The organism is Bradyrhizobium sp. UFLA03-84 (assembly GCF_002289535.1).
GTDB lineage: Bacteria > Pseudomonadota > Alphaproteobacteria > Rhizobiales > Xanthobacteraceae > Bradyrhizobium > Bradyrhizobium viridifuturi.
In genome coordinates this window covers 38,194-64,752 of record NZ_NSJY01000008.1, presented here as the reverse complement: position 1 = coordinate 64,752, position 26,559 = coordinate 38,194, and the positions used below count along the sequence as shown (strand labels likewise).

Genomic DNA, 26,559 nt, shown 5'->3' with positions numbered 1-26,559 from the left:
GCGGACCATGGATCATGCAACGATTCGAGCCAACGGCGCGGCGTTCCACGTCGTGCGGACCGGCCGCGGCAGGCCGCTATTGCTGCTGCACGGCTGGCCGGAGTTCTGGCTGACCTGGAAGCCTGTCATGGCGCGGCTCGCCGACCGCTACACCCTGATCGCGCCCGACCTGCGCGGCTTCGGCGACAGCGACAAGCCGCAAGGCCCTTACGGCCCCGATCAGCATACCGACGACATGCTGGCGCTGCTGGACGCCCTCGGCATCGACAGAGCCGGCGTGGTCGGCCACGACGTCGGCGGCGCCGTGATGCAGCCGCTGGCCCGCAAGGCGCCGGATCGGATCGCCGGGCTGATGTTCTTCGATTTCGTCTATCCCGGCATCGGGCCGCGGATGGCCGCGCCCGACCGGCTGAATCACATCTGGTATCAGTCGTTCCACCAGATGGAGATGGCGCCCGCGCTGGTCGGCGCTACCAGGGAGAGCTGCCGCACTTACATCGGTCATTTCCTGCACAATTGGTCGCACCGCAAGGCGGCGTTCGACGACGTGATCGAGGATTTTGCCGACAATTTCTTCAAGCCGGGCAACCTCGCCGGCGGCTTCGCGCATTATCGCGCCTCACACGCGGGGCGCGTGAAGATGATGCAAGGTGAAGCGCCCGTGCTGCCGCCGATCACGGTGCCGACCTGCATCCGCTGGGCCGAGCACGACCCGCTGTTTCCTTACTCATGGACCGACCGGCTGGGCGAGACCTTCTCCAACCTGGACCTCGCGATGTTTCCCGATGTCGGGCATTTCCCGCATCGCGAGGACCCCGATCGCGCAGCCGCGGAGATCGCCGGCTTTTTCGAGCGGATCAATTGGAGGTAGAAAGTGGTGGGACCGCCAGGACGCGACAAAAACTGGCGGTCCCGTGCCGCTTTTCAGTATTGCTGGCCGGGAAGTGCGGCTTCGCCGGTCGGCGGGAGCGACACGGCCCACGGTAGCGGCGCCCGCTGGATCGGCAATGCGAAGCCGATCTTAACCTAACCGATCAACCTTACCGCGCGATCCCAGGCCGTATGACCACGGAGGAAATCTTCAGGCGTCGGCCTTCTTAGCTTTCTTGGCCTTTTTCTCGCCGTTGTCGCCCTCGACGTTCTTGTCTTTCTCGGTCTTCTTCTCGCCCTTGCCGTTGTCTTTCCTGCGATTGGTGTAGCGGGCATTGCCGAGCCCGGTTCCGATGGTCAGCACGCCCCAGCGCGTGACATCCTGCATGAACGGGACCTCGGACAGCCCCTGCGCCACACCGTCATTGTGCATCACGATCGCGGTATCATGATCGCCGATCTGCGGGATCGCCTCGACCAGGCTCGCCGGCAGGTTGAACTTGCTGCTCTCCCAATTGCCCGGCAGGTTCTGCGCGCCCTTCTCGATTCCGCCGTCCTCCTTGATGACGCCGGGACAGGCGATGCCGATGAACGGCGCGAGCTTGAGATTCTCCTTCTCGGCGGCCGTGATCAAATCCTTCAGCATCTTCACCAGCCGCTTCACCGCGCCCTCGCGCGTCGGCTCGTCATCGGCGTGACGCCACAGCTCCGATTTCCAGACCGTCGCCTTGGAGAGATCCGGCGCTTTCTTCCAGCGCGTCTCGACGACGCCGCAGCGGATATTGGTGCCGCCGATGTCGACCGCGAGCATGCCGTCATGGGCCTCGAAAATCCACGATGGCGCCAGATGCAGCGTGCCGATCAGCCCGGCATCGTCGGGATGGAAGCGGATCGGCACCAAATCGACCTTGAAATCCTCTGACTTCAGGATGATGTCGGTTCGCGCGATCGCGAGCTCGCCGAGCCTGGAGTCGCGGAAGCCGCCGCCGACCACGATGCGCTCGGTCTTGGCCCAGGCCTTGGTGTTGAGGAAGCGCCGCGTCACATACGCGAGCTCCTGGGCAAACTCCTCGATCGCGCTGTGCACGACCGCGGAGGCCTCGGTGTCGTCGCCCACCAGCATCTCGTCGAGCTTCTTCTTGCTGATCTTGTCGGACGGCTCGTCGCCGAACGGGTCCTCGCCGGATTTGCGCAGCGGCTTGCGCCAGCGGTCGAAGATCTTGCGGAACGCGCCCTTGGAGGCGCGATCGCCGAGAAAGCCCTCGTCGTCCTTCAGCTCGATGTTGAAGCTGTCGATGTCGACGGAAGGCAGCCGCGCGGCGCCGTGGTGCGCGATGCCCGTGGTCAGTCCAGCGTCTTCAGCCATTCGCCCTGCCCGCTTGAGGTTCCCAGCACTAACAATCAGGAACTCAAATGGTTGCGTCCCGCAGCGCGCGTTGGCCGCTGCGGGACGCAATTGCGCAGGTCTCAGGCAGCCTTCACCCCGTAGCGCGCCGCGGGCGCGCTACGCGACAGGTTCGGCATCAGCTTCTGGCGGGCGGCCTCATAGGCCTGCCAATCCGCAGCCTCCGGCAGCGACGGCACGGTGAAGACCTCGCCCTGGTCGAGGCCGGCAAGCGCGGCATCGACCATGTCCTCGGCCTTCATCACGATCTCGCCGGGCAGATGCGCGACCGGCGTGCCGGCGATGTCCCAGAACTCGGTGGCCGTGGCGCCGGGCAGCACGGCCTGGACCCGGATGTTCTTGTCCTTCAGCTCGTGCTGCAGCGAGTGCGTCAACGCCAGCACGAAGGCCTTGCTGCCGCCGTAGACGCCGTTGAGCAACTCGGGCTGGACGCCGACGACCGAGGCAATGTTGACGATGGTGCCGCCGCCGCGCGCGACGAGCCCCGGCACCGCCGCATAGGTCAGGCGCATCAAGGCGTCGACATTGAGCGCGATCATGTCGCTCATTTTGTCGACGTCGGATGCGAGCAGCGGCGCGGTGGCGCCGACGCCGGCATTGTTCACCAGCACGCTGATGCCGGCATTGTCGCGCAGAATGGATTCGATCCGCGAAACGTCGGCGCGCTTGCTGAGGTCGGCGGCAACGATCTCGATCGATCGGCCTGTCTCCGCGACGAGACGCTTGGCGAGCCCATCGAGGCGCTCGCGATTGCGTGCGACGAGGATCAGATCGTAGCCACGCCGTGCGAGCCGGTCCGCATAGATGGCACCGATTCCGGACGACGCACCGGTCACGAGCGCCGTTCCTTTGGCTGACTTGGTCATGTTGGTCTCCTGTTTGACCCTGGACGGCCGGTTTTGGCCGTAGGTCAGGTTTTACAGGCCCCCTTGCGTGTCTCAAATGTCATATATACACCTTTTTAAGACATCGATTATCGCCGTTGGAGAGTTCCATGCAGGAGATCGGCTTCGTCGTTTTTCCGGAATTCCAGGTGATGGGCTTCACCGCCATCACCGCCTTCGAGGTTGCCAATCTGATCGCCGGCGAACCGTTCTACGAGGTGACGCTGCTGTCGGAGAATGGCGGCCCGGTGCGGTCGTCCGCCGGCTTCAATGTCGAAACCGAAGCCTTCGGCGAGCGCAGCTTCGACACGCTGTTCATCGGCGCCGGCCACGAGCTGCATCCGGCGTCGCCGAAATTGATCGACTATATTCGCCGCGCCGTGACGGCATCGCAGCGGATCGCCGCGCCCTGCATCGGCGCCTTCTCGCTGGCTGAGGCGGGCCTGCTCGATGGCCGCCGCGTCTCCACGCACTGGCAATTCGCGGCCGAGTTGCAGGCCCGGTTTCCGAGGCTCAAGGTCGAGCAGGACCGCATCTACATCACCGACGGCCCGATCTGGACCTCCGCCGGCATGACCGCGACGATCGACCTGGCGCTGGCGATGATCGAACATGATCTCGGCGTCGAGGTCGCGCGCTCGGTGGCGCGCAAGCTCGTCGTCTACCACCGCCGCACCGGCGGACAGTCGCAATTCTCGGCGCTGCTCGAGCTCGCGCCGAAATCCGACCGGGTGCAGAACGCGCTCAATTACGCCAAGGCGCATCTGCGCAACGAGCTGTCGGTGGAGGAATTGGCCGAGGTCGCGCGGCTCAGCCCGCGCCAGTTCAGCCGTGCCTTCCGCGCCGAGACCGGCCAGTCCCCGGCCAAGGCGATCGAGCAGCTGCGGGTCGAGGCGGCGCGCGAGCTGATCGGTGACGGCCGCCATTCGATGGACGAAATTGCCGGCGAGACCGGCTTTGCCGACCGCGAGCGGATGCGGCGGGCGTTCCTGCGGGTGCTGGGACAGCCGCCGCAGACCATCCGCCGTCACGCGCGGGCGGCGGCCCAGACCGCGGCTTGAGCCGGCAATCCGGGCCGAAATCGCGCCAAACCCTTCATCTTTGGCCGGTTTTTGCCCTGCTTTACCTTGACTCCCCGTCGTTTGCGGCTATAAGTCCGCCCATCCGGCGCGGGGATTTCTCGCGCCGATTGTTTTTGTGCGGGCCATTTGGGAATTCATTCCCTTTCGCGCGAAACACCTAACCCATAGCGACTGAACAAAAAGCCGACCCGGACCATCGGTCCGAGGCCGGAACCGAACACGAAGGAATCAAACGATGTTCGCAGTCATCAAAACCGGCGGCCGGCAGTACCGTGTCGTTCCGAATGATGTACTCGAGATTGGCAAGATCGCCGGCGACGTCGGCACGATCGTGCAGCTAGGCGAAGTTCTGGTGCTCGGCGGTGACACGCCGGTGCTGGGAACGCCCACCGTCGCGGGCGCGACCGTTGCAGCCGAAGTGCTGCAGCACAAGCGCGGCGCCAAGGTGATCGCGTTCAAGAAGCGTCGCCGCAAGAATTCACGCCGCAAGCGCGGCTATCGCGACGAGCTCACGGTGCTTCGCATCACCGAGATCCTCGCCGATAACGCCAAGCCGACCATCGGCCCGCGGCCGAAGAAGGAAAAGGTCGCAGCGCCCGCCGATGGCGAGGACGCAGCACCGAAGGCGGCCAAGAAGAAGGCGCCCGCCAAGGCGCCGGCCGCGAAGAAGGCTCCCGCCAAGAAGGCGGCGGCCAAGAGCGAGAAGAAGTGATCGTCGCGCTTTCAGATTTGAAGCGTGACAAAACGTGAAATGATTCCGTCAAGGAATTGATCTAGAGATCAAAGCGAAGTCGGAGACGAGCTATGGCTCATAAAAAAGCAGGCGGTTCATCGCGCAACGGACGTGATTCCAAGGGCAAGCGCCTTGGCATCAAGGCGTTCGGTGGCGAGCGCGTGATCCCCGGAAACATCATCGCGCGTCAGCGCGGCACCACCTGGCACCCCGGCCTTAATGTCGGCATGGGCACCGATCATACTCTCTTCGCCAAGGTCGAGGGTCATGTCGAGTTCCGTGCCAAAGCCAATGGCCGCACATTCGTATCGGTTATCCCGATGGCGCAGGCGGCCGAGTAGACGGTGGACACACATGAGTCCGCCGGGTCCTGTTGAACCGGCGGAGCAGCAAAGAGCTCCAAGGGGAGGCGGGATGACCGGCCTCCCCTTTTTGTTGCGCGCGATCCGGTTCGACCGCGCGTGACGTTCCAAGCGTTGCGTACCGATCGTCGCATCACAGGAGCTCGACATGTTGCAGGAAATCCCGACGCCGACCTTGCGCGAGGCAAGAGCTTGCGTCCTCGAGACCGAACGGCTGACATTGCGCAAGCCGACGCTCGCGGACGTAAAAGCAATCGCACGCCTCGCCAATGATCGCCGCATCGCGGAGAACACCCGCCGCCTGCCGCATCCCTATACCCAGGACGACGCCATCGACTTCGTGCGCGCGCTCGGCGCCCGCGGCCGCGAGACCGTCTTCCTGATCGAGAACAATCACACGCCGATCGGCATGGTCGGCATCGACTGGCGCGAGGAGACATCGGCCGAACTCGGCTACTGGCTCGGCGTCGACTATTGGAGCCAGGGTTTCGGCACCGAGGCCGCGCGCGCGGTGATCGACTACTTCTTCGAGGAATTCGATCTCGACCAACTGATCGCGGGCGCCCGCGTCGTCAACCCGTCGTCGCGCAACATCCTCGAGAAGTGCGGCTTCCAGTGGAGCGGCGTCGAGCTGCACCGCTTCGAGGCGCTGGGCTCGTCGAGCCCGGTCGACGCCTTCCGCCTGTCGCGCGGCGTCTGGACCTCGCTGAAGCGCTGGAATAGCTCGAAGCGGCGGGAGAGCTAGTTCTCGACCGTTCCGCAACCAAGGTTGTCGTCCCGGCGAAAGCCGGGACCAATTACCACAAATAGTCGTTGTTAGACCGAGCCGCGGCTCCAGCCTATGCAGCAATCAGCATCGGTGGTTATGGGTCCCGGCCTTCGCCGGGACGACAACGCGGTTACGCCGGCGGATTCACCGCGGAGTCCGTGCGTCCAAGCTGCTGCTCGCGCACGAAGATGTAGAGGCCGGCCGCGATGATGATGGCGGCGCCGACGATCGTGGCCCAGGACGGCACGTCGCCGAACACCACGAAGCCGAAGATCACCGCCCAGACGATCATCGAATACTGATACGGCACCACCACGCTCGCCGGCGCGAGCTTCAGCGAGCGGTTCACGCAGAGCAGCGCCGCGACCGAGATGATGCCGGCGGTGAAGAACAGCGCCAGGCTGCCGGCCGATGGCGTCACCCAGCCGAACGGCGACAGCACAAGGCCGAGGATGAAGGTGCCGCCGAATTGCGATGTCGCCAGCACGATGTCGGGCGTCGCGCGCAGCGAGCGCGTGATCAGCATCAGCACCGCAAACGACAGGCTGCCGCCGAGCGCGATCATCGCCGGCCAGCTGATGGTTTGCGCGGATGGCCTGAGCGCGATCAGCACACCGCAGAAGCCGACCAGGATCGCGGTCCAGCGCCGCCAGCCGATATGCTCGCCGAGCACGAGGCCCGACATCGCGGTGACGAAGATCGGTCCGGCGAGGTAGTAGGTGATGACGTCGGCGAGCGGCAGATAGACCGTCGCCAGGAAGAACGCTGCGACCTCCAGCGTCGACAGCGTGACGCGCAGCAATTGCAGCCACGGCCGCTCCAGATGCAGGAAGTCCGCGCGCCGCTTCCACACGATCGGCAGCAGCACCAGCAGTGCCGCGCAGGCGCGCAGCCACAGCAATTGCCCGACCGAATAGGTCGCGACGATGAATTTGCCCATCGCATCGCCGAACGAGAACATGAAGATCGACAGCAGCATCAAGCCGATGCCGGCGAGCCGCGCCGATCGATCGTCGTAGGAGGACAGTTTTGCGAACAGGCTCATTGTTGTCTTGTTATCGCCGCCACTTGAGTCGGGCAGGTCCGGACGCCGGTTTTACCGAGGTGGCCGTGCAGGACAACCCCGGCGCGGGCATATCGAACCAATTGTCGCAGTGCCGCAGCTGCGCTACGGCTGGGCCTGCACGTCAAGAAACAGAGCAGGAAACGCCGCATGAGCGACTTCGACCCCACCCAGCATCGCATGGTCCCCGCGCAGCGCTGGTTCGAGGATTTCGTGCTCGGCGAGCGCTTCGTGATTCCGAGCCGGACCCAGACCTCGGCGGTGTTCGCCGCGTTCCAGACCGCCAGCGGCGACACCCATCCGATCCATTACGACGTCGAATATTGCCGCACCCGCGGCATGCCGGACCTGCTCGCCCATGGCTTCCAGACCCTGGTGCACACCGCGCCCGGCGCGGGGCTGTTTCCCTATGTCGTCGAGGAGTCGCTGGTCGGCTTCCTGGAGCAGTCGAGCAAGTTCCTGAAGCCGGTCTATGCCGGCGACACCATCTATCCGGCGCTGGAGGTGATTGAGCTGTCACCGGGCAAGACCACCGGCGTCGTGACCTTGCGCTCGACCGTGCACAACCAGCGCCGCGAGCTGGTGCTGGAGGGGGTGCAGAAATTCCTGGTCCGGCGGCGGCCCACTTAGCCGCTCGGGCCGTAAAAAGGCCCGAAAATTAAGGCTTTTCGCCGAAGTCAGGGCGCTTCCGGGTTGCCGCAAAGGCCGCCCTGCCCTAACTAGAGCGGATCATGAAATTCCTCGATGAAGCCAAGGTCTATATTCGCTCGGGCGACGGCGGCAACGGCTGCGTCGCGTTCCGGCGCGAGAAGTTCATCGAGTTCGGCGGCCCCTCCGGCGGCAATGGCGGCCGCGGCGGCGACGTCATCATCGAGTCCGTCGACGGGCTGAACACGCTGATCGACTACCGCTACCAGCAGCACTTCAAGGCGCAGAAGGGCACCAATGGCATGGGCAAGGACCGCCATGGCGCCAACGGCAAGTCGATCGTGCTGAAAGTGCCTGTTGGCACCCAGGTGTTCGACGAGGACCGCGAGACCCTGCTGCACGACTTCACCGAGCTCGGCGAAAAATTCGTGCTGGCGACCGGCGGCAATGGCGGCTTCGGCAATGCGCATTTCAAATCCTCGACCAATCGCGCGCCGCGCAATGCCAATCCCGGCGCGCCGGGCGAAGAGCGCTGGATCTGGCTGCGGCTGAAGCTGATCGCCGATGCCGGCCTGGTCGGCCTGCCCAACGCCGGCAAATCGACCTTCCTCTCGGTGGTCAGCGCGGCGCGGCCGAAGATCGCCGACTATCCCTTCACCACGCTGCATCCGCAGCTCGGCGTCGTGAACTACGGCGGCCGTGAATTCGTGCTCGCCGACATCCCCGGCCTGATCGAAGGCGCGCATGAAGGCGCCGGCCTCGGCGATCGTTTCTTGGGCCATGTCGAGCGCTGCCGCGTGCTGCTGCATCTGATTGATGCAACCTGCGAGCATGCCGGCAAGGCCTACAAGACCGTGCGCACCGAGCTCGAGGCCTATGCAGGCCAGCTCGCCGACAAGATCGAGATCGTCGCGCTCAACAAGATCGACGCGGTTGCGCCCGACGAGTTGAAGAAGCAGAAGGACCGCCTCAAGCGGGCGGCGAAGAAGACGCCGCTGCTGCTGTCAGGCGCGACCGGCGAAGGCGTACAGGATGCGCTGCGTGCGCTGGTTGATGTGATCGGCGAGGCGCCGGTGTCCAACAAGGCCAAGGGCGGCCAGGCGGAGCCGTGGGCGACGCCGCTGCCGCAGGGTTGAGCGGCAACCAGACTTCCCATGCCACCAAGTGGCGCCTCTTGCTTCCACCTTCCTGCCAGACCGAACCCATGAAACGCCCCGCGCTCAAGAACTTTCGCCGCATCGTCGTCAAGGTCGGCTCGTCGCTGCTGGTCGATTCGCAGGCCGGCGAATTGCGCGCATCGTGGCTCGCCGCCTTGGTCGAGGACATCGCAAAGCTCCACAAGCGCGGCTGCGAGGTCATGGTGGTGTCGTCGGGCTCGATCGCGCTCGGCCGCAGCCGCCTGAAGCTGCCGCGCGGCCCGCTGAAGCTCGAGGAGAGCCAGGCTGCAGCTGCGGTCGGCCAGATCGCGCTGGCGCGGATCTGGTCGGAGGTGCTCGGCCATCACGGCATCGGCGCCGGGCAGATCCTGGTGACCTTGCAGGACACCGAGGAGCGCCGCCGCTATCTCAACGCGCGCTCGACCATCGCCAAGCTTTTGGAATGGGGCGCGGTGCCCGTGATCAACGAGAACGACACCGTCGCCACCACAGAGATCCGCTACGGCGACAATGATCGCCTCGCCGCCCGCGTCGCCACCATGGCGAGCGCGGATCTGCTGATCCTGCTGTCCGATATCGACGGCCTCTACACCGCTCCGCCCGCGGTCGATCCCGACGCCAAGCTGATTCCGGTGGTCGAGAGCATCACCTCGGAGATCGAGGGCATGGCGGGCTCGGCCGGCTCCGAACTGTCGCGCGGCGGCATGACCACCAAGATCGAGGCCGCCAAGATCGCGACCACCGCCGGCACCCACATGCTGATCGCCTCCGGCAAGATCGAGCATCCCCTTCAGGCGATCGCCGACGGCGGCCGCTGTACATGGTTCCTGACCCCGGCCAATCCGGTCACCGCACGCAAGCGCTGGATCGCCGGCTCGCTCGAGCCGAAGGGCACGCTGACCATCGATGCCGGCGCGGTCGCGGCATTGCGCGCCGGCAAGAGCCTGCTGCCGGCCGGCGTCGTCAGGGTCGACGGCCAGTTCGCCCGCGGCGATGCCGTGGTGGTCCGCGGACCGGACACCCATGAGATCGGCCGCGGCCTCGTCGCCTACGACGCCGAGAATGCCGAGAAGATCAAGGGCCGCTCCTCGCCCGACGTGATGACCATTCTGGGCATCAGCGGCCGCTCCGAGATGATCCACCGCGACGACCTCGTGATCGGCCCGGCCGGGGCGATCCCGGCCAAGTAGGCCCAACTGGGCCATTGGCCGAGCGGGGCGGGCCGCCGCCCACCTGCCATGCCGGTTCCGCGCCTCGCCACCCCCCAATTGCCATGCTAGAACATGGCCTTATTCCAAAGCTGGGACTTCCATGAGCGCCCCCCTGAAGGCGATCGACGGCAACGCCGATCTCACCGCCCTGATGACCGACCTCGCCGCCAAGGCGCGCGCCGCCGCGCGCGTGCTGGCGCTGGCGCCGCCGGAGCAGAAGAACCGGGCGCTCACCGCGATCGAACGCGCCATCCGCGCCAATGCGCCGGCGATTCTCGCCGCCAATGCCGAGGATGTCGCCGAGGCGCGCGCGGGCGGCATGAGCTCGGCCTTCATCGACCGCCTGACCCTGACACAGGCGCGCGTCGACGGCATGGCCGACGGCGTTGCGACCGTGCGCGAGATCGTCGATCCGGTCGGCGCCGTCACCGAAAGCTGGCAGCGCCCGAACGGCATGAGCATCGAGCGCGTGCGCGTGCCGCTCGGCGTGATCGGCGTGATCTTCGAAAGCCGCCCCAACGTCGCCGCCGACGCCGGCGTGCTGTGCCTGAAGTCGGGCAACGCCGTGATCCTGCGCGGCGGCTCCGACAGCTTCCGCTCCTGCCGCGCGATCCATCAATGCCTGGTGCAGGGCCTGCGCGAAGCCGGCCTGCCCGAGGCTGCGATCACCCTGGTGCCGACCCGCGACCGCGCGGCCGTCGGCCTGATGCTGACCGGACTGAACGGCGGCATCGACGTGATCGTGCCGCGCGGCGGCAAGAGCCTGGTTGGGCGCGTCGAGGCCGAGGCGCGCGTTCCGGTGTTCGCGCATCTCGAGGGCGTCAACCACATCTATGTCGATGCCAGCGCGAAGCTCGACATGGCCAAGGCGGTCGTGCTGAACGCCAAGATGCGCCGTCCCGGCGTCTGCGGCGCCGTCGAGACCCTGCTGATCGATCGCAACGCGGCCGCGACCAAGCTGAAACCGCTGGTCGAGCTGCTGATCGACGCCGGCTGCGAGGTGCGCGGCGACGACACCGTGCAAGGCGTCGACGCCAGGGTGAAGCCCGCGTCCGACGAAGATTGGGACACCGAATATGAGGACGCGATCATCTCGGCAAGGATCGTCGACGGTCTCGACGAAGCGATTGCGCATATCCAGAATCACGGCTCGCATCACACCGATGCGATCGTGACCGAGGATGCCGCTGCCGCGCAGCGATTCCTCAACGAGGTCGATTCGGCGATCGTGCTGCACAACGCCTCGACCCAGTTCGCCGATGGCGGCGAGTTCGGCTTCGGCGCGGAGATCGGCATTGCCACCGGCAAATTCCACGCCCGCGGCCCTGTCGGCGCCGAGCAGCTGACGAGCTTCAAGTACCGCGTCCACGGCACCGGGCAGACACGGCCGTGATCATTGTCGCACGCACACGGTAGATCCTTGCAGCAAGCTTCCACCGTGCCGTTGTCCGCAGCCCAGGCGCTTCCGTTCTACACCAACGGCATGCGCATCGGGCTGCTTGGCGGCTCGTTCAATCCGCCGCACGCCGCGCATCGCGCGATCAGCCTGTTCGCGCTCAAGCGCTTGCAGTTGGATCGCGTGTGGTGGCTGCTGACGCCGGGCAATCCGCTGAAGAACCATGACGGCCTGCATGCGCTCAACGAGCGCGCCGCCGCGGCGCGCCGCGTTGCCGACGATCCGCGCATCGACATCAGCTGTCTCGAAGCTGTCATTGGCACGCGCTACACTGTGGACACGATCATCCACTTGCGCCGCCGCGTCTCCGGCGTGCACTTCGTCTGGATCATGGGCGCTGACAATCTCGCGCAATTTCATCGCTGGAAAGATTGGCGGCGCATCGCGTCCGATGTGCCGATTGCCGTGATCGACCGACCGCCCCAGAGCTTCCGCGCCCTTGCCGCACCAGCGGCGCAGGCGCTATCGCGCTATCGTATGCCCGAAAATCAGGCGACCCGGCTGGCCGACCAACAGGCGCCGGCCTGGGTTTTCCTGACAGGAATGAAATCCAATCTGTCTTCGACCGGACTCCGGAACCCGGACGGGAGCTGGAGAACGGCGTGAAGCGCAAAAGGGTTACTGGAATATTGAAACCATTAACCCCACATGCGTAGTATGGTGCGTGGGGCCGAGGATTCGGCACCCGCGATACAGTGAAAGGAATGGTCCCTGGCCACATCTGTATTGTCAAAGTCTGTTTTACCCAAGGTTCCAAAGACTGCGCGTAAAACATCGACGAAAACCGCGGCCTTGCAGGCGCAACCGGACGCCGACAAACCGGATGCCAACAAGACGCTGAGCCTGATCCTCTCCCGCCTCGAGGACATGAAGGCGGAAGAGACGGTCACCATCGACCTTCGGGGCAAATCCGCATACTCCGACTACATGATCGTCACCACCGGCCGGGTGAACCGGCACGTTGGCGCGATCGCGGAGAATGTGACGAAGAGCCTCAAGGAAAACGGGGTCAAGAACATCCATGTCGAGGGCTTGCCCAATTGCGACTGGGTGCTGATCGATTCCGGCGACGTGATCGTGCACGTGTTCAGGCCTGAGGTGCGCGAGTTCTACAACCTCGAACGGTTGTGGACTCAGAACCCGGCGGTCGCGGCGGTCTAAGGGGTATCGAAGCCGGTGCGAATCGGCTGCAGCGCAGCTAGGCTGCGTTGATGCGCCTCGTCGTCATCTGCATCGGCCGTCTGAAACAGGGCCCTGAACGGGAGCTTGCGGAGCGCTACCGCGAGCGCTTCGAGGATATCGGCCGCAAGCTCGGCTTTCGCGGCCTCGAGATTCATGAAATTGCGGAGAGCCGCGCGCGCGACACCGCTGCGCGCATCGCGGAAGAAGCTGCGGCGATCGCGGCGCTGCTGCCTGACAAGCACGTGCTGGTCGCCCTCGACGAACGCGGCAAGAGCATCGACAGCGCAAGCTTTGCCCAGCAGCTCGGCCGCTGGCGCGACGAGGGGTTGGCGCAGACTGTCTTCGTGATCGGCGGTGCGGACGGACTTTCGCCCGAATTGCAGCGCAAGGCTTCGTTGCGTATTGCATTCGGCTCCGCGACCTGGCCGCATCAAATGGTCCGCGTCATGCTTCTGGAACAGATTTATCGGGCCGCGACCATTCTGGCCGGCCATCCCTATCATCGCGCATGACGTGATGAGGGACAGACAAAAGCGCTGAACAGCTCGGATGCAGCACAAGCGGGACCAGCATTCTGTTTTCGAAAGCGCGCGCCGCCATTGGCTGACCGCATCCCTGCCGTTGTCGATCGCCATGTTGGCCGCTGCTCCGCTGGCTCCGGCGCATGCGCAGGCAGCACCACCGGCACAACAATCCGCACCGCCGGCACAGCAGGCCGCGACGGCGGAGACCTCGCCCGACGCCATCAAGCAACGCGAGCAGGAGCTGGAGGCCGCGCGCGAGCAGCAGCGCAAGGCGACCGAGTTGCAGGAGAAGCTGAAGGCCGACATCGCCGCGATCGGTCAGGACCGCAGCAAGCTCAACCAGCAGCTGATCGACATTGCTGGTCAGGTGCGCGGCGTCGAGACGCGGATCGCCGACGCCGAAGCCCGCCTGCAACCGCTCGACGGCCGCGAGCGCGAAATCCGCGGCTCGCTGGATTCACGCCGCTCCGAGGTGATCGAGGTGCTGGCGGCACTGCAGCGCGCCGGGCGGCGGACCCCGCCGGCGCTGCTGGTCCGGCCCGAGGACGCGCTGCAATCGCTGCGCACCGCGATGCTGCTCGGCGCCGTGGTGCCGGAATTGCGTGTCCGCGCCGAGAAGCTTGCCGCCGACCTCGGCGAACTGGTCGCGCTGCGCAAGACCATCTCGACCGAGCGCGACGCGCTGGCGGCCGACCGCGACAAGCTCAGGGAAGACCAGACCCGCCTGGCGGCGCTGGTCGACGAACGGCAGCGGCAGCAGAGCGCGGCCGAAAAGGACATGGAGACCGAAGGCGCCCGCGCCATCGCGCTGTCGAAGCAGGCCGACAATCTGCAGAGCCTGATCGCCAAGATGGAGCAGGATCTGAAGAGCGCGGCCAAGGCGGCCGCCACGGCCAGCCTCCAGGGGGCGCCGGCGACCGTTAATGGTAAACCCAATCTCGGGGCGCTCAAGGACCCGGCGCGCATGAGCCCGGCGGTCGCCTTCGCCTCGGCCAAAGGCCTGTTCGCCTATCCGGTGAATGGCACCAAGATTCGCGAATTTGGCGGTTCCGACGGCGCGGGGGGCGTACAAAAAGGCATTTCTTTGGCAGCCAAACCGGGCGCGCAGGTCACAACCCCGTGTGACGGCTGGGTTGTTTACGCGGGTCCTTTCCGCAGCTATGGACAACTCTTGATCCTCAATGCCGGGGGCGGGTATCATGTCCTGATCGCCGGGATGGAGCGTATTTCGGTAAACATCGGCCAGTTTGTACTTACGGGGGAGCCGGTTGCGACCATGGGGTCGACGTCCCAGGTTGCATCCATTCTCGCGACCAATGCGAGCCAGCCAGTGCTCTATGTCGAGTTCCGGAAAGACGGCACTCCAATCGATCCAGGTCCATGGTGGGCCACAAATGAAGGCGAAAAGGTTCGCGGATGATGCGCAAGACTTCGGTAATTCTCCTTAGCGCCGCCACCGGCGCGGCCCTGACGCTTTTCGTCACGCAGCCCCGCGCTGTGCTGATGGGATCGAGCGCGCGGGCCGCGACGTCGGACACCTACCGCCAGCTCAATCTGTTCGGCGATGTCTTTGAACGTGTGCGCAGCGACTATGTCGAGAAGCCGGATGATTCGAAGCTGGTCGAATCCGCGATCTCCGGCATGCTGTCCGGCCTCGATCCGCATTCGAGCTACATGGACGCCAAGAGCTTCCGCGACATGCAGGTGCAGACCCGCGGCGAGTTCGGCGGCCTCGGCATCGAAGTCACGATGGAAGACGGACTGATCAAGGTCGTCTCGCCGATCGACGACACCCCGGCCTCGAAGGCCGGCATCATGGCCAACGACATCATCACCACGCTCGACGACGAGGCGGTGCAGGGCCTGACGCTGAACCAGGCCGTCGAGAAGATGCGCGGTCCGGTCAACACCAAGATCAAGCTCAAGATCATCCGCAAGGGCCAGGACAATCCGATCGACGTCACGCTGGTGCGCGACAACATCCGCGTCCGCTCGGTGCGCGCGCGCGTCGAGGCCGACGACATCGCCTATATCCGCATCACCACCTTCAACGAGCAGACGACCGAAGGCCTGAAGAAGGAGGTTGCCAATCTGCAGGGCCAGATCGGCGACAAGCTGAAGGGCTACATCATCGACCTCAGAAACAATCCCGGCGGCTTGCTGGAAGAAGCGGTCACGGTGTCCGATTCGTTCCTCGAGCGCGGCGAGATCGTCTCGACCCGCGGCCGCAATGCCGAGGAAACCCAGCGCCGCGCGGCGCATCCGGGCGACCTGACCAAGGGCAAGCCGGTCATCGTGCTGATCAACGGCGGCTCGGCCTCGGCCTCGGAAATCGTCGCCGGCGCGTTGCAGGACCACAAGCGGGCGACGCTGGTCGGCACCCGCTCGTTCGGCAAGGGCTCGGTGCAGACCATCATCCCGCTCGGTTCGGGCAACGGCGCGCTGCGCCTGACCACCGCGCGCTACTACACGCCATCGGGCAAATCGATCCAGGCCAAGGGCATCGTGCCCGACATCGAGGTGCTGCAGGACGTGCCGGAAGAGCTGAAGGCGCGCACCGACACCAAGGGCGAAGCCTCGCTGCGCGGCCATCTGAAGAACGACGGCGACGAGAAGACCGGTTCGCAGTCCTACGTCCCACCGGACGCCAAGGACGACAAGGCGCTGAAGATGGCCGACGATCTGCTGCATGGCATCAAGTCGACCGCGAACACCACGCCGGCGCCCGCCGCCCCGTCCGGTGACAAGGCGCCCGGCGACAAGGCCGCCGCTGACAAGCCGGCCAACAAGTCCTCGAACTGATCCGATCCCAATCGATCTGGCGAAAAGGGCGGCCCTCGGGCCGCCCTTTCTGCTTTCGGCATCCACCACCGTCCGTGCTTTGCCGGGGAGGCCGGCGCGCGGGAATGCACCGCATCGTGCTATCGTTCGCACTGTTGATTCGGGGAGGGTCATGGCAGAGGCGGCCGACGAACTGAGCACGCCGCTTGGGCAGAAGACCGTGGGCAGGACGCGCCGTTTCCGCCTGCCATTCACGGCGATGCAGGCGCTCGCCGTGCTGCTGGGACTCGTGCTGGTCGGTTTCGTTGGCGTTGCGCTGTTCAACGACAACCCGCTCGGCGGCGAGCCGATGGCCCGCATCACCCTCCGTAATCCTCCACCCGCGGCCGCCGACGACAAGCACGCCCCGGCCGAGCCGGCCGTCAAATCCGCCGCCAAGGCACCGGCCGTGGCCGGCGACGCCAAGAATGACGCCAGGACGGTCACCATCATCGACGGCTCCAGCGGCAAGCGTCAGGACGTCGTGATCGGCGCCGGCGATCCGGCCGAAAAGTCGATGGAAGGCGATGCGGCCCCGCTCGCGATGACCGGAATCGACCCGCGCCTGCTGGAAAAGTCGCGCTATGGCATGATCCCGGTGGTCGCCGACGGCCTGAAGCCGTTCACCGTCTATGCGGCCGAGGCCGACCGCGCCAAGGCGGCCCGCATGCCGGTGGTCGCCATCGTGGTCGCCGGGCTCGGCGTCGGCGCCGCCAAGACCGCTGATGCCATCATGAAGCTGCCGCCGGCCGTGACGCTGGCCTTCACGCCCTACGGCGCCGACCCCGGCAAGCTCGCTGAACGCGCCCGCTCGCAGCGCCATGAGATCCTGCTGCAGATCCCGATGGAGCCGTTCGACTATCCCGACAATGATCCGGGCCCACAGACCCTGCTGACCACGCTGAGCGGCGAACAGAATCTCGACCGGCTCTATTGGCATCTCAGCCGCCTGCAGGGCTATGCCGGGATCGCCAATTTCATGGGGGCCCGGTTCGTTGCGACCGATCCCGTGATGCAGCCGATCCTGCGCGAAGCGGCCAAGCGCGGCCTGAGCTGGTTCGACGACGGTTCCACCCCGCGCAGCGTGGCGCAAAACCTCTCCGCCGGCCAGTCGCTGCCGTTCGCCAAGGCCGATTTCGCCATCGACGCCGTTCCGACGTCGGCAGAAATCGACCGCGCGCTGGTCAAGCTGGAAACCATCGCCAAGGAACGCGGCTTGGCCGTGGGCGTCGCCTCGGCGCTGCCGGTCTCCATCGAGCGGCTCGGCGCCTGGCTGAAAACACTGGACTCCAAGGGCATCATGCTTGTGCCATTGACAACGGCGATGCTGAAATCAAAATCGAGCTAGAGATCAATCTGTTGGTGCCGCCTTCGACCTTGCCGGGGGGCCGGGTCTGGCGGCGCCGGGAACTGTGCGAGGTAGCGGCAGCATGGCACGTTATGAGGACCTGCCCTATCGAACCTGCGTCGGCATCATGCTGCTGAATACGGCCGGGCTGGTCTTCATCGGACGCCGCGCCGGCGGCATCGAGCATGTCGACGACGCGCATGTCTGGCAGATGCCGCAAGGCGGCGTCGATCCCGGCGAGGATACGTTTCAGGCCGCGCGACGCGAACTCTATGAGGAGACCAGCGTCAAGTCGGTGGAGAAGCTCGGCGAGGTCTCGGACTGGCTGATCTACGACATCCCGCGCACCGTCGCGGGCCGTGCCTGGAAGGGCCGCTATCGCGGCCAGCGGCAGAAGTGGTTCGCGTTGCGCTTCACCGGCGACGAAAACGAGATCAACGTTGCCAACCCCGGCGGCGGCCACAAGGCCGAGTTCATCACCTGGCGCTGGGAGCCGATGAAGAATTTGCCGGAGCTGATTGTGCCGTTCAAGCGCCCGGTCTATGAGCGCGTCGTGAAGGAATTCGCCGGCCTGGCGGCGAAGTAGGTGGCCGGGCGATCGGCCCAATCAACGCGCGACGCAGCTATCGAGATGTCATCGGATAAGCCTTATCGCCCCAATGTGGGTATCGCGCTGTTCAACGCGGCTGGACGCGTGCTGATCGGCCACCGGATCAAGGACGATGGTCCGGAGATCGTGCTGCCCGGCCTCGAATGGCAGATGCCGCAGGGTGGCATCGACGCGGGCGAGGATCCGCGCCAGGCCGTGATGCGCGAATTGTGGGAAGAGACCGGGGCGGTCAGCGCCGACTATCTCGGCGAGACCGACTGGATGACCTACGAATTCCCTGCCTATGACGGGCCGGCATCGCATCGGCTCGCCAAATTCCGCGGCCAGCGGCAGAAATGGTTTGCGTTGCGTTTCACCGGACGCGACGAGGAGATCGATCCCCTGACGCCGCGCAACGGCCAGCCTGCGGAATTCGATCAATGGCGCTGGGAGCGCCTCGACCGCGTCGCCGACCTCGTGGTGCCGTTCCGCCGCGACGTCTACCGCGCGGTCGCGATCCGGTTCGCTGAATTCGCCGGCTGAACTGAGCATGGTCGGGAAAAGCGTGTAGCGGTTTTCCCCCGCGACAGACGCAAGGCGTTTGCGCGGAGACCATGCTCGAATCAGAGAGCCAGGGCGGGGTGACGATTCGAAGAAACGTCATCCCGATCTGGCGGCGGTGCGCGCCGCGCATCACCCGGCGTCATGCCGTAGGTTGCGCGGAAGGTGCGATAGAACGTCGCGATGCTGTCGAAGCCGCACGCGAATGCGATCTCGTCGATGCCGCGTTCCTGCATGACGTAGAGCAGCCGCCTCGCCTCCTGCAGCCTCGCCGCCGTCAGCGTTCGCGCCAATGACAGGCCGGTCGGCTCGAACAGCGCATGCAATTGCCGCAGCGAAATGCCGAGCTCGGTGGCGACCGCAGCCGGCGTGAGCGAGGCGCGATGCAGGTCGCGCAGCAGGATTTCGCGCGCGGCATGGAGGTAGCCGGCATGTAGCGCGGCACGGATTTCATCCTGTCGCGGCCGCAGGCGCCCGCGTGCGAGCAGCGCCAGGCGAACCATGTGCGTGACTTCGTCGGCGAACTGCCCGGTTCGCGCAGGATCGCGGGTCATGGCGCGGAACATGGCGCCGACCAGCCGGGTCAGGCTCGCATCGCGCGCCAGCGCGACGGGCGGCGCATCCTCAACTCGCGCACCGAGCACGAGCTCTTCGGAGACCGGGATCTTGAGGCTGAAGAAATGAAACCCATCGGTCCGTTCGGGCGTCGAGAAATACGGCAGATTGGAGTGGCCGAACACCAGATCGCCGTTGTGCACGAAGTGAACCCGATCGCGGCCGATGTTCAGATGGCCGGGGCCGCGCACCTGCCACGCCAGTTGTAGGCTGTTGCTCGGGACGCGCGCGATGTCGGTTGAGGTCCGGCTGACCCGATAGGAGGACGCCGACATTTCCGCCAGCACGGCGCCGCCCACCGGCGTCGCGGAAAAGTGCCCGCGGAAATCAGGCCGCTTGTCGCGCTCGAGCTCGATCGTGACCCCGAACAGGCTCTTGCCGCGTACATCGCACCAGTGCTCGAAACGGTCCTGCGGGCGGAGCCCATCGGTGGAGAAGGTCAGCACGGAATCCTGTCCATTACGTCCAAAGTGGAAGCGCGCCCCGATCGAGTCGGTTCGTCGTTTTGCGGCAGCTTGTCATGTGCGCGCACTCCCAGCTGTAAGCTGCTTCACATTTTCCGGTTCGGCTCACCGCTTTGCATTTTCGGGACCATTTCAGTTCGGGCCGACCGCTGGGAAGTTCGGCGAGCACCGCATCGCCTGCGGTGTTGAAGATGCGGCCGCCGCCCTTTGCAATGAAGTCGTCGGTGACCCGTCGATAGGGAGCCGCCGCAGCGTCCCTTCCTCATCTTCGGCAACCAATCGACTATAGCCTGCAATATCGGCCGCGAAGATCGCCGCGATCTTGCGCTTCATGAGTGCCAGCCCCGGAACCCGAATATGCCGGGGAGAATGCTGCCAGGCGCGTCCACGCGCAATAAGCATTGATCGCCGGCCGGGGTGCAGCGAGCGTTGCTTGGCTCAAGTCCTGACGGACGATGACTTGAAAAGTGAGCGATTTCACAAGGGGGCCGGCTCACCCGGCGCAATGGCGCGATCGCTGGTCGGCAACCGCGCCTCAGTGCATAGCCGTCGCGTTGAGCTCGTGCTGGATGCCCTTGAAGTGGTCGAGTCGCTCGATTGCATTGTCGAGCTCGGAGCCCTCGTGCTCGGAGAGCTTTTCCTGCATCTCGGCGATGGTCTCGGCAAACTTCGCGCGATCGAGATCTGCCAGCGCCGTCGCGACGTCGGCGAGCACGGTGAGGCCCTTGTCCGACACCTCGGCGAGACCGCCGAGCACGATGACCTTCTCCTTCTTGCCGGCGGCCGTGATCGTCAGGATACCCGGACGCACGGTGGCGACGACGGGAGCGTGGCCGGCGAGCACGCCGAAATCACCCTCCACGCCGGGAACGTCAACCTGATCAACCTCGCCGGAGAAGGCGAGCTTTTCGGGAGAGACGAGATCGAAGTGGAAGGTGGCCATGGTCTTTCCGTTCTTTGCGCTGTCACCCGCGGGCTCGACCCGCGGGTCCATCAGTCAAACTACTTCTCGTGCGATGGATCGCCGGATCAAATCCGGCGATGACGACATCTCGAAGCTTAGGCCGCCTCGGCGGCGAGCTTCTTGCCCTTCTCGACGGCTTCTTCGATGGTGCCGACCATGTAGAACGCCGCTTCCGGCAGGTGGTCGTACTTGCCCTGGCAGAGATCGCGGAAGCCCTTGATGGTGTCGGCGAGGTCGACGAACTTGCCCGGCGAGCCGGTGAAGATTTCGGCGACGTGGAACGGCTGCGACAGGAAGCGCTCGACCTTGCGGGCGCGGGCGACCGTCAGCTTGTCCTCTTCCGACAGTTCGTCCATGCCGAGAATGGCGATGATGTCCTGCAGCGACTTGTAGCGCTGGAGGATCTGCTGGACGAGACGCGCGGTGTTGTAGTGCTCTTCACCGACCACCAGCGCCGACAGCATGCGCGAGGTCGAGTCGAGCGGGTCCACCGCCGGATAGATGCCCTTTTCCGAGATCGCGCGCGACAGCACCGTGGTGGCGTCCAAGTGCGCGAACGAGGTGGCGGGCGCCGGGTCGGTCAAGTCGTCGGCCGGCACGTAGATCGCCTGCACCGAAGTGATCGAGCCCTTCTGGGTAGTGGTGATGCGCTCCTGCAGCGCGCCCATGTCGGTCGCGAGCGTCGGCTGGTAACCCACCGCCGAAGGAATACGGCCGAGCAGCGCCGACACTTCCGAACCCGCCTGGGTAAAGCGGAAGATGTTGTCGACGAAGAACAGCACGTCCTGGCCCTGGTCGCGGAAGTGCTCGGCGACGGTCAGACCGGTCAGGCCGACGCGGGCGCGGGCGCCCGGCGGCTCGTTCATCTGGCCGAACACCAGCGCGCACTTCGACTTCACGCTCGGATCCGGATTGTGCGGATCGGCGTTGACCTTGGATTCGATGAACTCGTGATAGAGGTCGTTGCCCTCACGGGTACGCTCGCCGACGCCGGCGAACACGGAGTAACCGCCGTGCGCCTTCGCGACGTTGTTGATCAGCTCCTGAATCAGCACGGTCTTGCCGACGCCGGCGCCGCCGAACAGGCCGATCTTGCCGCCCTTGGCGTACGGCGCGAGAAGGTCGACGACCTTGATGCCGGTGACGAGGATTTCCGCTTCGGTCGACTGATCGGTGTAGGTCGGCGCTTCCTGGTGGATGGCGCGCACGCCGTCGGCCTTGATCGGGCCGGCTTCGTCGATCGGCTCGCCGATGACGTTGATGATGCGGCCGAGCGTGCCTTCGCCGACCGGCACCCGGATCGGTTCGCCGGTGTCGGTGACTTCCTGGCCGCGCACCAGACCTTCGGTGATGTCCATCGCGATGGTGCGGACGGTCGATTCACCGAGATGCTGAGCGACTTCGAGCACCAGGCGGTTGCCGCCGTTCTTGGTCTCGAGCGCATTCAGAATCGCCGGAAGGTGGCCTTCGAACTGCACGTCGACCACGGCGCCCGTGACCTGGGTAACGCGACCGATCTGGTTGGCTGCTGTAGCCATGGACTGTTCTCCTTCGAAAATCTGCCTTAGACCGCCTCAGCGCCGGAGATGATCTCGATCAGCTCCTTCGTGATCTGGGCCTGACGGGTTCGGTTGTAAATCAGGGTTTGCTTGCGAATCATCTCGCCGGCATTGCGGGTCGCGCTGTCCATCGCGCTCATCTGCGCGCCATAGAACGAGGCGTTGTTCTCGAGCAGCGCGCGGAACACCTGCACCGCGAGGTTGCGCGGCAGCAGGCTGCTGAGGATCTGATCCTCTTCCGGCTCGTATTCGTAGGACGTGGCGGGTGCCGTGCCCGCGGCGGGCTCAGCCACCTCGAGCGGGATGATCTGCTGCGCGGTCGGGATCTGCGCGATCACCGACTGGAAGCGCGAATAGAACAGCGTGCAGACATCGAACTCGCCGGCTTCGAACCGCGCCAGCACCTTGTTGGCGATGTCTTCGGCGTTGGCGAAGCCGATCTGCCGCACCGAACGCAGGTCGAGATGCTCGACGATGCGCTTCTCAAAGGTCCGACGCAGCTGCTCGTAACCCTTGCGGCCGACGCAGAAGAATTTCACGTCCTTGCCCTGCGCGAGCAGCGTGTTCGCCCGCTCGCGCGCCAGGCGCACGATGGCCGAGTTGAACGCGCCGGACAGGCCGCGCTCGCCGGTGCAGACCAGCAGCAGGTGAACCTGGTCGTTGCCGGTGCCGGCGAGCAGCGCCGGCGCGCCGGGCGAGCCGTTGGCCGCGGCGGCGATGTTGGAAATCACCGCATCCATCTTGGTGGCATAGGGCCGCGCCGCTTCGGCGGCGTTCTGCGCGCGGCGCAGCTTGGAGGCCGCGACCATCTGCATGGCCTTGGTGATCTTCTGCGTCGCCTTGGTCGAGGCGATGCGGACCCGCATGTCTTTTAGTGACGCCATTCTTCGTTCACCCCGGCGATCCGACCATAATGGTCAGATCGCAAGCCTCCGTTCGTCACGCCCGGCAGCGAGCCGGGCGACGCCCCATTCGTTATGCAAACGTCTTGGCGAAGCCGTCGACCGCCGCCTTCAGCTTGGCGGCGCTGTCGTCGGACAGGTCACGGCTGTCGCGGATCGCATTGAGGATGTCGACATGCTTGCCGCGCAGCAGCGACAGCAGGCCATCCTCGAACGCCTTCACCTTGTTGAGCGGCAGCGCGTCGAGATAGCCGTTGGTGCCGGCCCAGATCACGCAAACCTGCTCTTCCATCTTCAGCGGCGAGAACTGCGGCTGCTTCAGGAGCTCGGTCAGGCGCGCACCGCGGTTAAGCAGGCGCTGCGTGGACGCGTCGAGGTCGGAGCCGAACTGCGCGAACGCCGCCATTTCGCGGTACTGCGCGAGCTCGCCCTTGATCTTGCCGGCGACCTTCTTGGTGGCCTTGGTCTGTGCCGAGGAGCCGACGCGCGACACCGACAGACCGACGTTCACCGCAGGACGGATGCCCTGGAAGAACAGGTCGGTTTCCAGGAAGATCTGACCGTCGGTGATCGAAATCACGTTGGTCGGGATGTAGGCCGACACGTCGTTGGCCTGGGTTTCGATGACCGGCAGCGCCGTCAGCGAGCCCAACCCATGGTCCTTGCCCAGCTTCGCGGCGCGCTCGAGCAGGCGGGAGTGCAGGTAGAACACGTCGCCCGGATAGGCTTCGCGGCCCGGCGGGCGGCGCAGCAGCAGCGACATCTGGCGGTAGGCGACGGCCTGCTTGGAGAGGTCGTCATAGATGATCACGGCATGCATGCCGTTGTCACGGAAGTATTCGCCCATGGTGCAGCCGGTGAACGGCGCGATGTACTGCATCGGAGCCGGATCGGACGCGGTCGCCGCAACGACGATCGAGTATTCCAGCGCGCCCTGCTCTTCGAGCACCTTGACGAACTGCGCAACCGTGGAGCGCTTCTGACCGACCGCGACGTAGACGCAGTACAGCTTCTGGCTCTCGTCCGGCTGGGCGTTGAGCGGCTTCTGGTTCAGGATGGTGTCGAGCGCGATCGCGGTCTTGCCGGTCTGACGGTCACCGATGATCAGCTCGCGCTGGCCGCGGCCGATCGGGATCAGCGCGTCGATTGCCTTCAGGCCGGTGGCCATCGGCTCGTTGACCGACTTGCGCGGAATGATGCCGGGCGCCTTGACGTCGACGCGCATGCGCTTGTCGGCCTGGATCGGGCCCTTGCCGTCGATCGGGTTGCCGAGCGCGTCAACGACGCGGCCGAGCAGGCCCTTGCCGACGGGCGCGTCCACGATCGCGCGGGTGCGCTTGACGGTCTGGCCTTCCTTGATCTCACGGTCGGCGCCGAAGATCACGATACCGACGTTGTCGGTTTCGAGATTCAGCGCCATGCCACGCGTGCCGTTCTCGAACTCGACCATTTCACCGGCCTGAACGTTGTCGAGACCGTAGACGCGGGCGATACCGTCACCGACCGACAGCACCTGGCCAACTTCGGTGACCTCGGCTTCCTGGCCGAAATTCTTGATCTGGTCCTTGAGGATCGCAGAAATTTCTGCGGCGCGGATGTCCATCAGCCTGCCTCTTTCATCGCGTTCTTGATCGAATTGAGTTTGGTGCGAAGCGAACTATCCACCATCCGGCTGCCGAGCTTGACCACCAGGCCACCAATAATGGAGGGATCGACCTTCACGTTGAGCGCGACGTCCTTGCCCGTCACTGACTTCAGTGCGGTCTTCAGGGCGTCGAGATTCTTGTCACTGAGCTGCTCGGCGACGGTGACTTCCGCAGTCGCCTCGCCCTTGAATTTCGCCACCAGCGCGCGATAGGCGCGGATCACATCGGCGACGGCAAACAGCCGGCGATTGGCGGTGAGCACCTTGAGGAATTTTGCCGACGTGCCGGCGATGCCAGCCTTGTCGAGCACCGCGGTCATCGCCTTCAGCTGGGCGTCGGCGGCAAACACCGGGCTACGAACGAGGCGCTTCAGATCAGCGCTGTCGTTGAGCATGGCTTCGAATTTGTCGAGGTCGGCCCGGACTTGATCGACGGAATTCTCGTCGCGCGCCAACTCGAACAGGGCCGTTGCATAACGACCGGAAACTCCCGAAACGGACGGATCTTCAGCAGCCACGAGCTCGCTCTTTTTTGCTGTCAAATTCGCAAGGGAAAAACCGTCGCCACCAAAGCAGCGCCTAGCGATCCAAGCCCTTGGAATTCAAGCGGGACTTCGATTTTCGACCGGCACAGGACATGCCGGGACCGTTAAAATCGCGGCTTTGCTAACATAGCAATCGCGCAGGTGCAACATGACGGCATCGTGCGAGCCGCCTTGTCGCATGCGGTTTTTCGCGACCGCGGCCGGTACTCGAATCGGAGAAATTCGGCGCGCGGAAATCTGGCGCGGCCGGCTCCGATTCGCATCTCCCGATTTTGTTCCATCGGAATTTGCATGGGCCTATGGGCTGACGCGCAGGGAACCCAAAGCGGCCCGCCGCTTCATTTCGCGATTACTTACCGAAACCTTACAACCAGGCCGATAATCAGTATTCGTAAGTATTAATATCGTTAAAAATCAGTTAGCGACCAAGGTTACGGAACCTCGATTGAATACCCCAAAGCGGTAACAAGATATTTCAGCCCGAGACAATCGGGATTTACTGCCCAATTCGTGCCTCATTGCGAAATCAAACGGCCTTGGTCAACGAAGGGACGGGGGTTCCACTTGCCGCGTTAGCGGCAATACTGTCTGAGGGTCTTATCAATGTCGAATATCAAGAAGGCGGCGGGCAACGTAACCCGCTCGCGTACGGCGCTTGCGTTTGTCGCCGCAACTATCCTGGTCGGGGGCAGCGTGACGGAGGCGTCCGCGAAGTCCAGGCACCACCATCATCGCCACCACCATCATCACCACGCCCGCGCCGAAGGCTCGTCCTGGCGCGACGCCAATGCATCGATCCAGCCGTCGGGCGGCCACACGTTCTCGGGGATGGCCTCCTTCTACGGCAATGAATCGGGCAGCCGCACCGCTTCCGGCCAGCGCTTCAACCAGAACGCCATGACCGCGGCCCATCGCTCGCTGCCGTTCGGCACCAAGCTCCGTGTCACCCATGGCGGCCGCAGCGTCGTCGTCACCATCAACGATCGCGGCCCGTTCGTCCGCGGCCGCGTGCTTGACCTCTCGACCGGCGCAGCCCGCGCCATCGGTCTGACCGGCGCCGGCGTCGGCCGCGTCACCGCCGAGGTCGTGTCCTAGAGCTCTTCGTTTGAGCATAATCTTTTCGGAAAACCGCTTCGCACTTTTCCGGATCATGCTCCAACGGGTTCAGTAAGCGTTGCGTTGCGTAACGGCCGCGAGGCCT

27 protein-coding genes and 1 pseudogene are annotated in these 26,559 nt (G+C 65.0%); 18 read left to right on the top strand and 10 right to left on the bottom strand.

Going from position 1 to position 26,559, the window contains the following annotated elements:
* Positions 1-7: 7 nt before the first annotated feature.
* Positions 8-871, top strand: coding sequence for an alpha/beta fold hydrolase (locus tag CK489_RS09905; RefSeq protein WP_095732177.1), 864 nt, complete (start codon positions 8-10; stop codon positions 869-871).
* A gap of 210 nt (positions 872-1,081) precedes the next feature.
* Here the strand turns inward: CK489_RS09905 and CK489_RS09900 are convergent, their stop codons facing one another.
* Positions 1,082-2,236 carry an ROK family protein gene (locus CK489_RS09900; protein WP_095732176.1) on the bottom strand — a complete coding sequence of 385 codons (1,155 nt, stop codon included), beginning with the start codon at positions 2,234-2,236 and terminating at the stop codon, positions 1,082-1,084.
* A 101-nt stretch (positions 2,237-2,337) separates the two neighbouring features.
* Positions 2,338-3,141: an SDR family NAD(P)-dependent oxidoreductase gene (locus tag CK489_RS09895; protein WP_095732175.1), complete on the bottom strand. Its 804-nt coding sequence runs from the start codon at positions 3,139-3,141 to the stop codon at positions 2,338-2,340.
* A gap of 128 nt (positions 3,142-3,269) precedes the next feature.
* On the opposite strand from CK489_RS09895, the gene CK489_RS09890 reads away from it, so the two are divergent.
* The 4 genes from CK489_RS09890 to CK489_RS09875 all read left to right on the top strand — a co-directional run bounded on the left by CK489_RS09890 (position 3,270) and on the right by CK489_RS09875 (position 6,081).
* Positions 3,270-4,220: a GlxA family transcriptional regulator gene (locus CK489_RS09890; protein ID WP_095732174.1), complete on the top strand. Its 951-nt coding sequence runs from the start codon at positions 3,270-3,272 to the stop codon at positions 4,218-4,220.
* 256 nt (positions 4,221-4,476) lie between these two features.
* On the top strand, positions 4,477-4,953 hold the full coding sequence (gene rplU / locus CK489_RS09885) for a 50S ribosomal protein L21 (RefSeq protein WP_050630469.1): 477 nt from the start codon (positions 4,477-4,479) through the stop codon (positions 4,951-4,953).
* Between the two features lie 92 nt (positions 4,954-5,045).
* Entirely contained in the window at positions 5,046-5,315 is a 270-nt protein-coding gene (gene rpmA / locus CK489_RS09880) for a 50S ribosomal protein L27 (protein WP_021080922.1), read from the top strand.
* A gap of 169 nt (positions 5,316-5,484) precedes the next feature.
* Positions 5,485-6,081 (top strand): GNAT family N-acetyltransferase, encoded by a 597-nt coding sequence (locus CK489_RS09875; protein WP_095732173.1) that lies wholly within the window; start codon positions 5,485-5,487, stop codon positions 6,079-6,081.
* 154 nt (positions 6,082-6,235) lie between these two features.
* Here CK489_RS09875 and CK489_RS09870 read toward each other — a convergent pair whose 3' ends face one another.
* Complete coding sequence (locus CK489_RS09870) at positions 6,236-7,150, bottom strand: DMT family transporter (RefSeq protein ID WP_095732172.1); 915 nt, start codon at positions 7,148-7,150, stop codon at positions 6,236-6,238.
* A 168-nt stretch (positions 7,151-7,318) separates the two neighbouring features.
* Between CK489_RS09870 and CK489_RS09865 the strand changes: the two genes are divergently transcribed.
* The 12 genes from CK489_RS09865 (at position 7,319) to CK489_RS09810 (ending at position 18,646) form a co-directional block, all read left to right on the top strand.
* The gene (locus tag CK489_RS09865) at positions 7,319-7,798 is read left to right on the top strand and encodes a MaoC family dehydratase (protein WP_095732171.1); all 480 of its coding nucleotides are present in this window, start codon (positions 7,319-7,321) and stop codon (positions 7,796-7,798) included.
* A 101-nt stretch (positions 7,799-7,899) separates the two neighbouring features.
* The gene (gene obgE / locus CK489_RS09860; RefSeq protein WP_095732170.1) at positions 7,900-8,952 is read left to right on the top strand and encodes a GTPase ObgE; all 1,053 of its coding nucleotides are present in this window, start codon (positions 7,900-7,902) and stop codon (positions 8,950-8,952) included.
* A 68-nt stretch (positions 8,953-9,020) separates the two neighbouring features.
* A complete protein-coding gene (proB, locus tag CK489_RS09855) occupies positions 9,021-10,163 on the top strand; it encodes a glutamate 5-kinase (RefSeq protein ID WP_050630465.1) in 1,143 nt (380 codons plus the stop codon).
* Positions 10,164-10,284: 121 nt separating this feature from the next.
* Positions 10,285-11,577 carry a glutamate-5-semialdehyde dehydrogenase gene (locus CK489_RS09850; protein WP_095732169.1) on the top strand — a complete coding sequence of 431 codons (1,293 nt, stop codon included), beginning with the start codon at positions 10,285-10,287 and terminating at the stop codon, positions 11,575-11,577.
* A 45-nt stretch (positions 11,578-11,622) separates the two neighbouring features.
* Positions 11,623-12,246, top strand: coding sequence for a nicotinate-nucleotide adenylyltransferase (locus CK489_RS09845; protein ID WP_050630499.1), 624 nt, complete (start codon positions 11,623-11,625; stop codon positions 12,244-12,246).
* A gap of 186 nt (positions 12,247-12,432) precedes the next feature.
* On the top strand, positions 12,433-12,801 hold the full coding sequence (gene rsfS, locus CK489_RS09840; protein ID WP_050630463.1) for a ribosome silencing factor: 369 nt from the start codon (positions 12,433-12,435) through the stop codon (positions 12,799-12,801).
* Positions 12,802-12,851: 50 nt separating this feature from the next.
* Entirely contained in the window at positions 12,852-13,334 is a 483-nt protein-coding gene (rlmH, locus tag CK489_RS09835) for a 23S rRNA (pseudouridine(1915)-N(3))-methyltransferase RlmH (protein ID WP_095732168.1), read from the top strand.
* A 37-nt stretch (positions 13,335-13,371) separates the two neighbouring features.
* Positions 13,372-14,766 (top strand): murein hydrolase activator EnvC family protein, encoded by a 1,395-nt coding sequence (locus CK489_RS09830; RefSeq protein WP_050630461.1) that lies wholly within the window; start codon positions 13,372-13,374, stop codon positions 14,764-14,766.
* Positions 14,763-16,148 (top strand): S41 family peptidase, encoded by a 1,386-nt coding sequence (locus CK489_RS09825; RefSeq protein ID WP_050630460.1) that lies wholly within the window; start codon positions 14,763-14,765, stop codon positions 16,146-16,148. Before CK489_RS09830 ends, CK489_RS09825 begins: the two co-directional genes overlap by 4 nt.
* 151 nt (positions 16,149-16,299) lie before the next feature.
* Positions 16,300-17,514, top strand: a complete 1,215-nt coding sequence (locus CK489_RS09820) for a divergent polysaccharide deacetylase family protein (protein WP_095732167.1) — start codon at positions 16,300-16,302, stop codon at positions 17,512-17,514.
* An 82-nt stretch (positions 17,515-17,596) separates the two neighbouring features.
* Positions 17,597-18,100: an RNA pyrophosphohydrolase gene (locus CK489_RS09815; RefSeq protein ID WP_050424263.1), complete on the top strand. Its 504-nt coding sequence runs from the start codon at positions 17,597-17,599 to the stop codon at positions 18,098-18,100.
* Between the two features lie 45 nt (positions 18,101-18,145).
* Positions 18,146-18,646: an RNA pyrophosphohydrolase gene (locus tag CK489_RS09810; RefSeq protein ID WP_095732166.1), complete on the top strand. Its 501-nt coding sequence runs from the start codon at positions 18,146-18,148 to the stop codon at positions 18,644-18,646.
* 80 nt (positions 18,647-18,726) lie between these two features.
* Here the strand turns inward: CK489_RS09810 and CK489_RS09805 are convergent, their stop codons facing one another.
* From CK489_RS09805 to CK489_RS09775, 7 genes and pseudogenes are all read right to left on the bottom strand, one after another.
* Positions 18,727-19,725 (bottom strand): helix-turn-helix transcriptional regulator, encoded by a 999-nt coding sequence (locus tag CK489_RS09805; protein WP_095732165.1) that lies wholly within the window; start codon positions 19,723-19,725, stop codon positions 18,727-18,729.
* Positions 19,726-19,891: 166 nt separating this feature from the next.
* Positions 19,892-20,076, bottom strand: a pseudogene (locus CK489_RS09800) (adenylate/guanylate cyclase domain-containing protein); the annotation flags it as partial.
* Positions 20,077-20,278: 202 nt separating this feature from the next.
* Complete coding sequence (locus CK489_RS09795) at positions 20,279-20,686, bottom strand: F0F1 ATP synthase subunit epsilon (protein ID WP_050630498.1); 408 nt, start codon at positions 20,684-20,686, stop codon at positions 20,279-20,281.
* A 116-nt stretch (positions 20,687-20,802) separates the two neighbouring features.
* Complete coding sequence (gene atpD / locus CK489_RS09790; RefSeq protein WP_050630456.1) at positions 20,803-22,245, bottom strand: F0F1 ATP synthase subunit beta; 1,443 nt, start codon at positions 22,243-22,245, stop codon at positions 20,803-20,805.
* A gap of 26 nt (positions 22,246-22,271) precedes the next feature.
* A complete protein-coding gene (locus CK489_RS09785; protein ID WP_050630455.1) occupies positions 22,272-23,150 on the bottom strand; it encodes a F0F1 ATP synthase subunit gamma in 879 nt (292 codons plus the stop codon).
* Positions 23,151-23,241: 91 nt separating this feature from the next.
* Positions 23,242-24,771 carry a F0F1 ATP synthase subunit alpha gene (gene atpA / locus CK489_RS09780; RefSeq protein WP_095732164.1) on the bottom strand — a complete coding sequence of 510 codons (1,530 nt, stop codon included), beginning with the start codon at positions 24,769-24,771 and terminating at the stop codon, positions 23,242-23,244.
* Positions 24,771-25,331, bottom strand: coding sequence for a F0F1 ATP synthase subunit delta (locus CK489_RS09775; RefSeq protein ID WP_050630453.1), 561 nt, complete (start codon positions 25,329-25,331; stop codon positions 24,771-24,773). The genes atpA and CK489_RS09775 overlap by 1 nt, the downstream gene beginning before the upstream one ends.
* 630 nt (positions 25,332-25,961) lie before the next feature.
* On the opposite strand from CK489_RS09775, the gene CK489_RS09770 reads away from it, so the two are divergent.
* Positions 25,962-26,453, top strand: coding sequence for a septal ring lytic transglycosylase RlpA family protein (locus CK489_RS09770; RefSeq protein ID WP_095732163.1), 492 nt, complete (start codon positions 25,962-25,964; stop codon positions 26,451-26,453).
* Positions 26,454-26,559 lie beyond the last annotated feature (106 nt).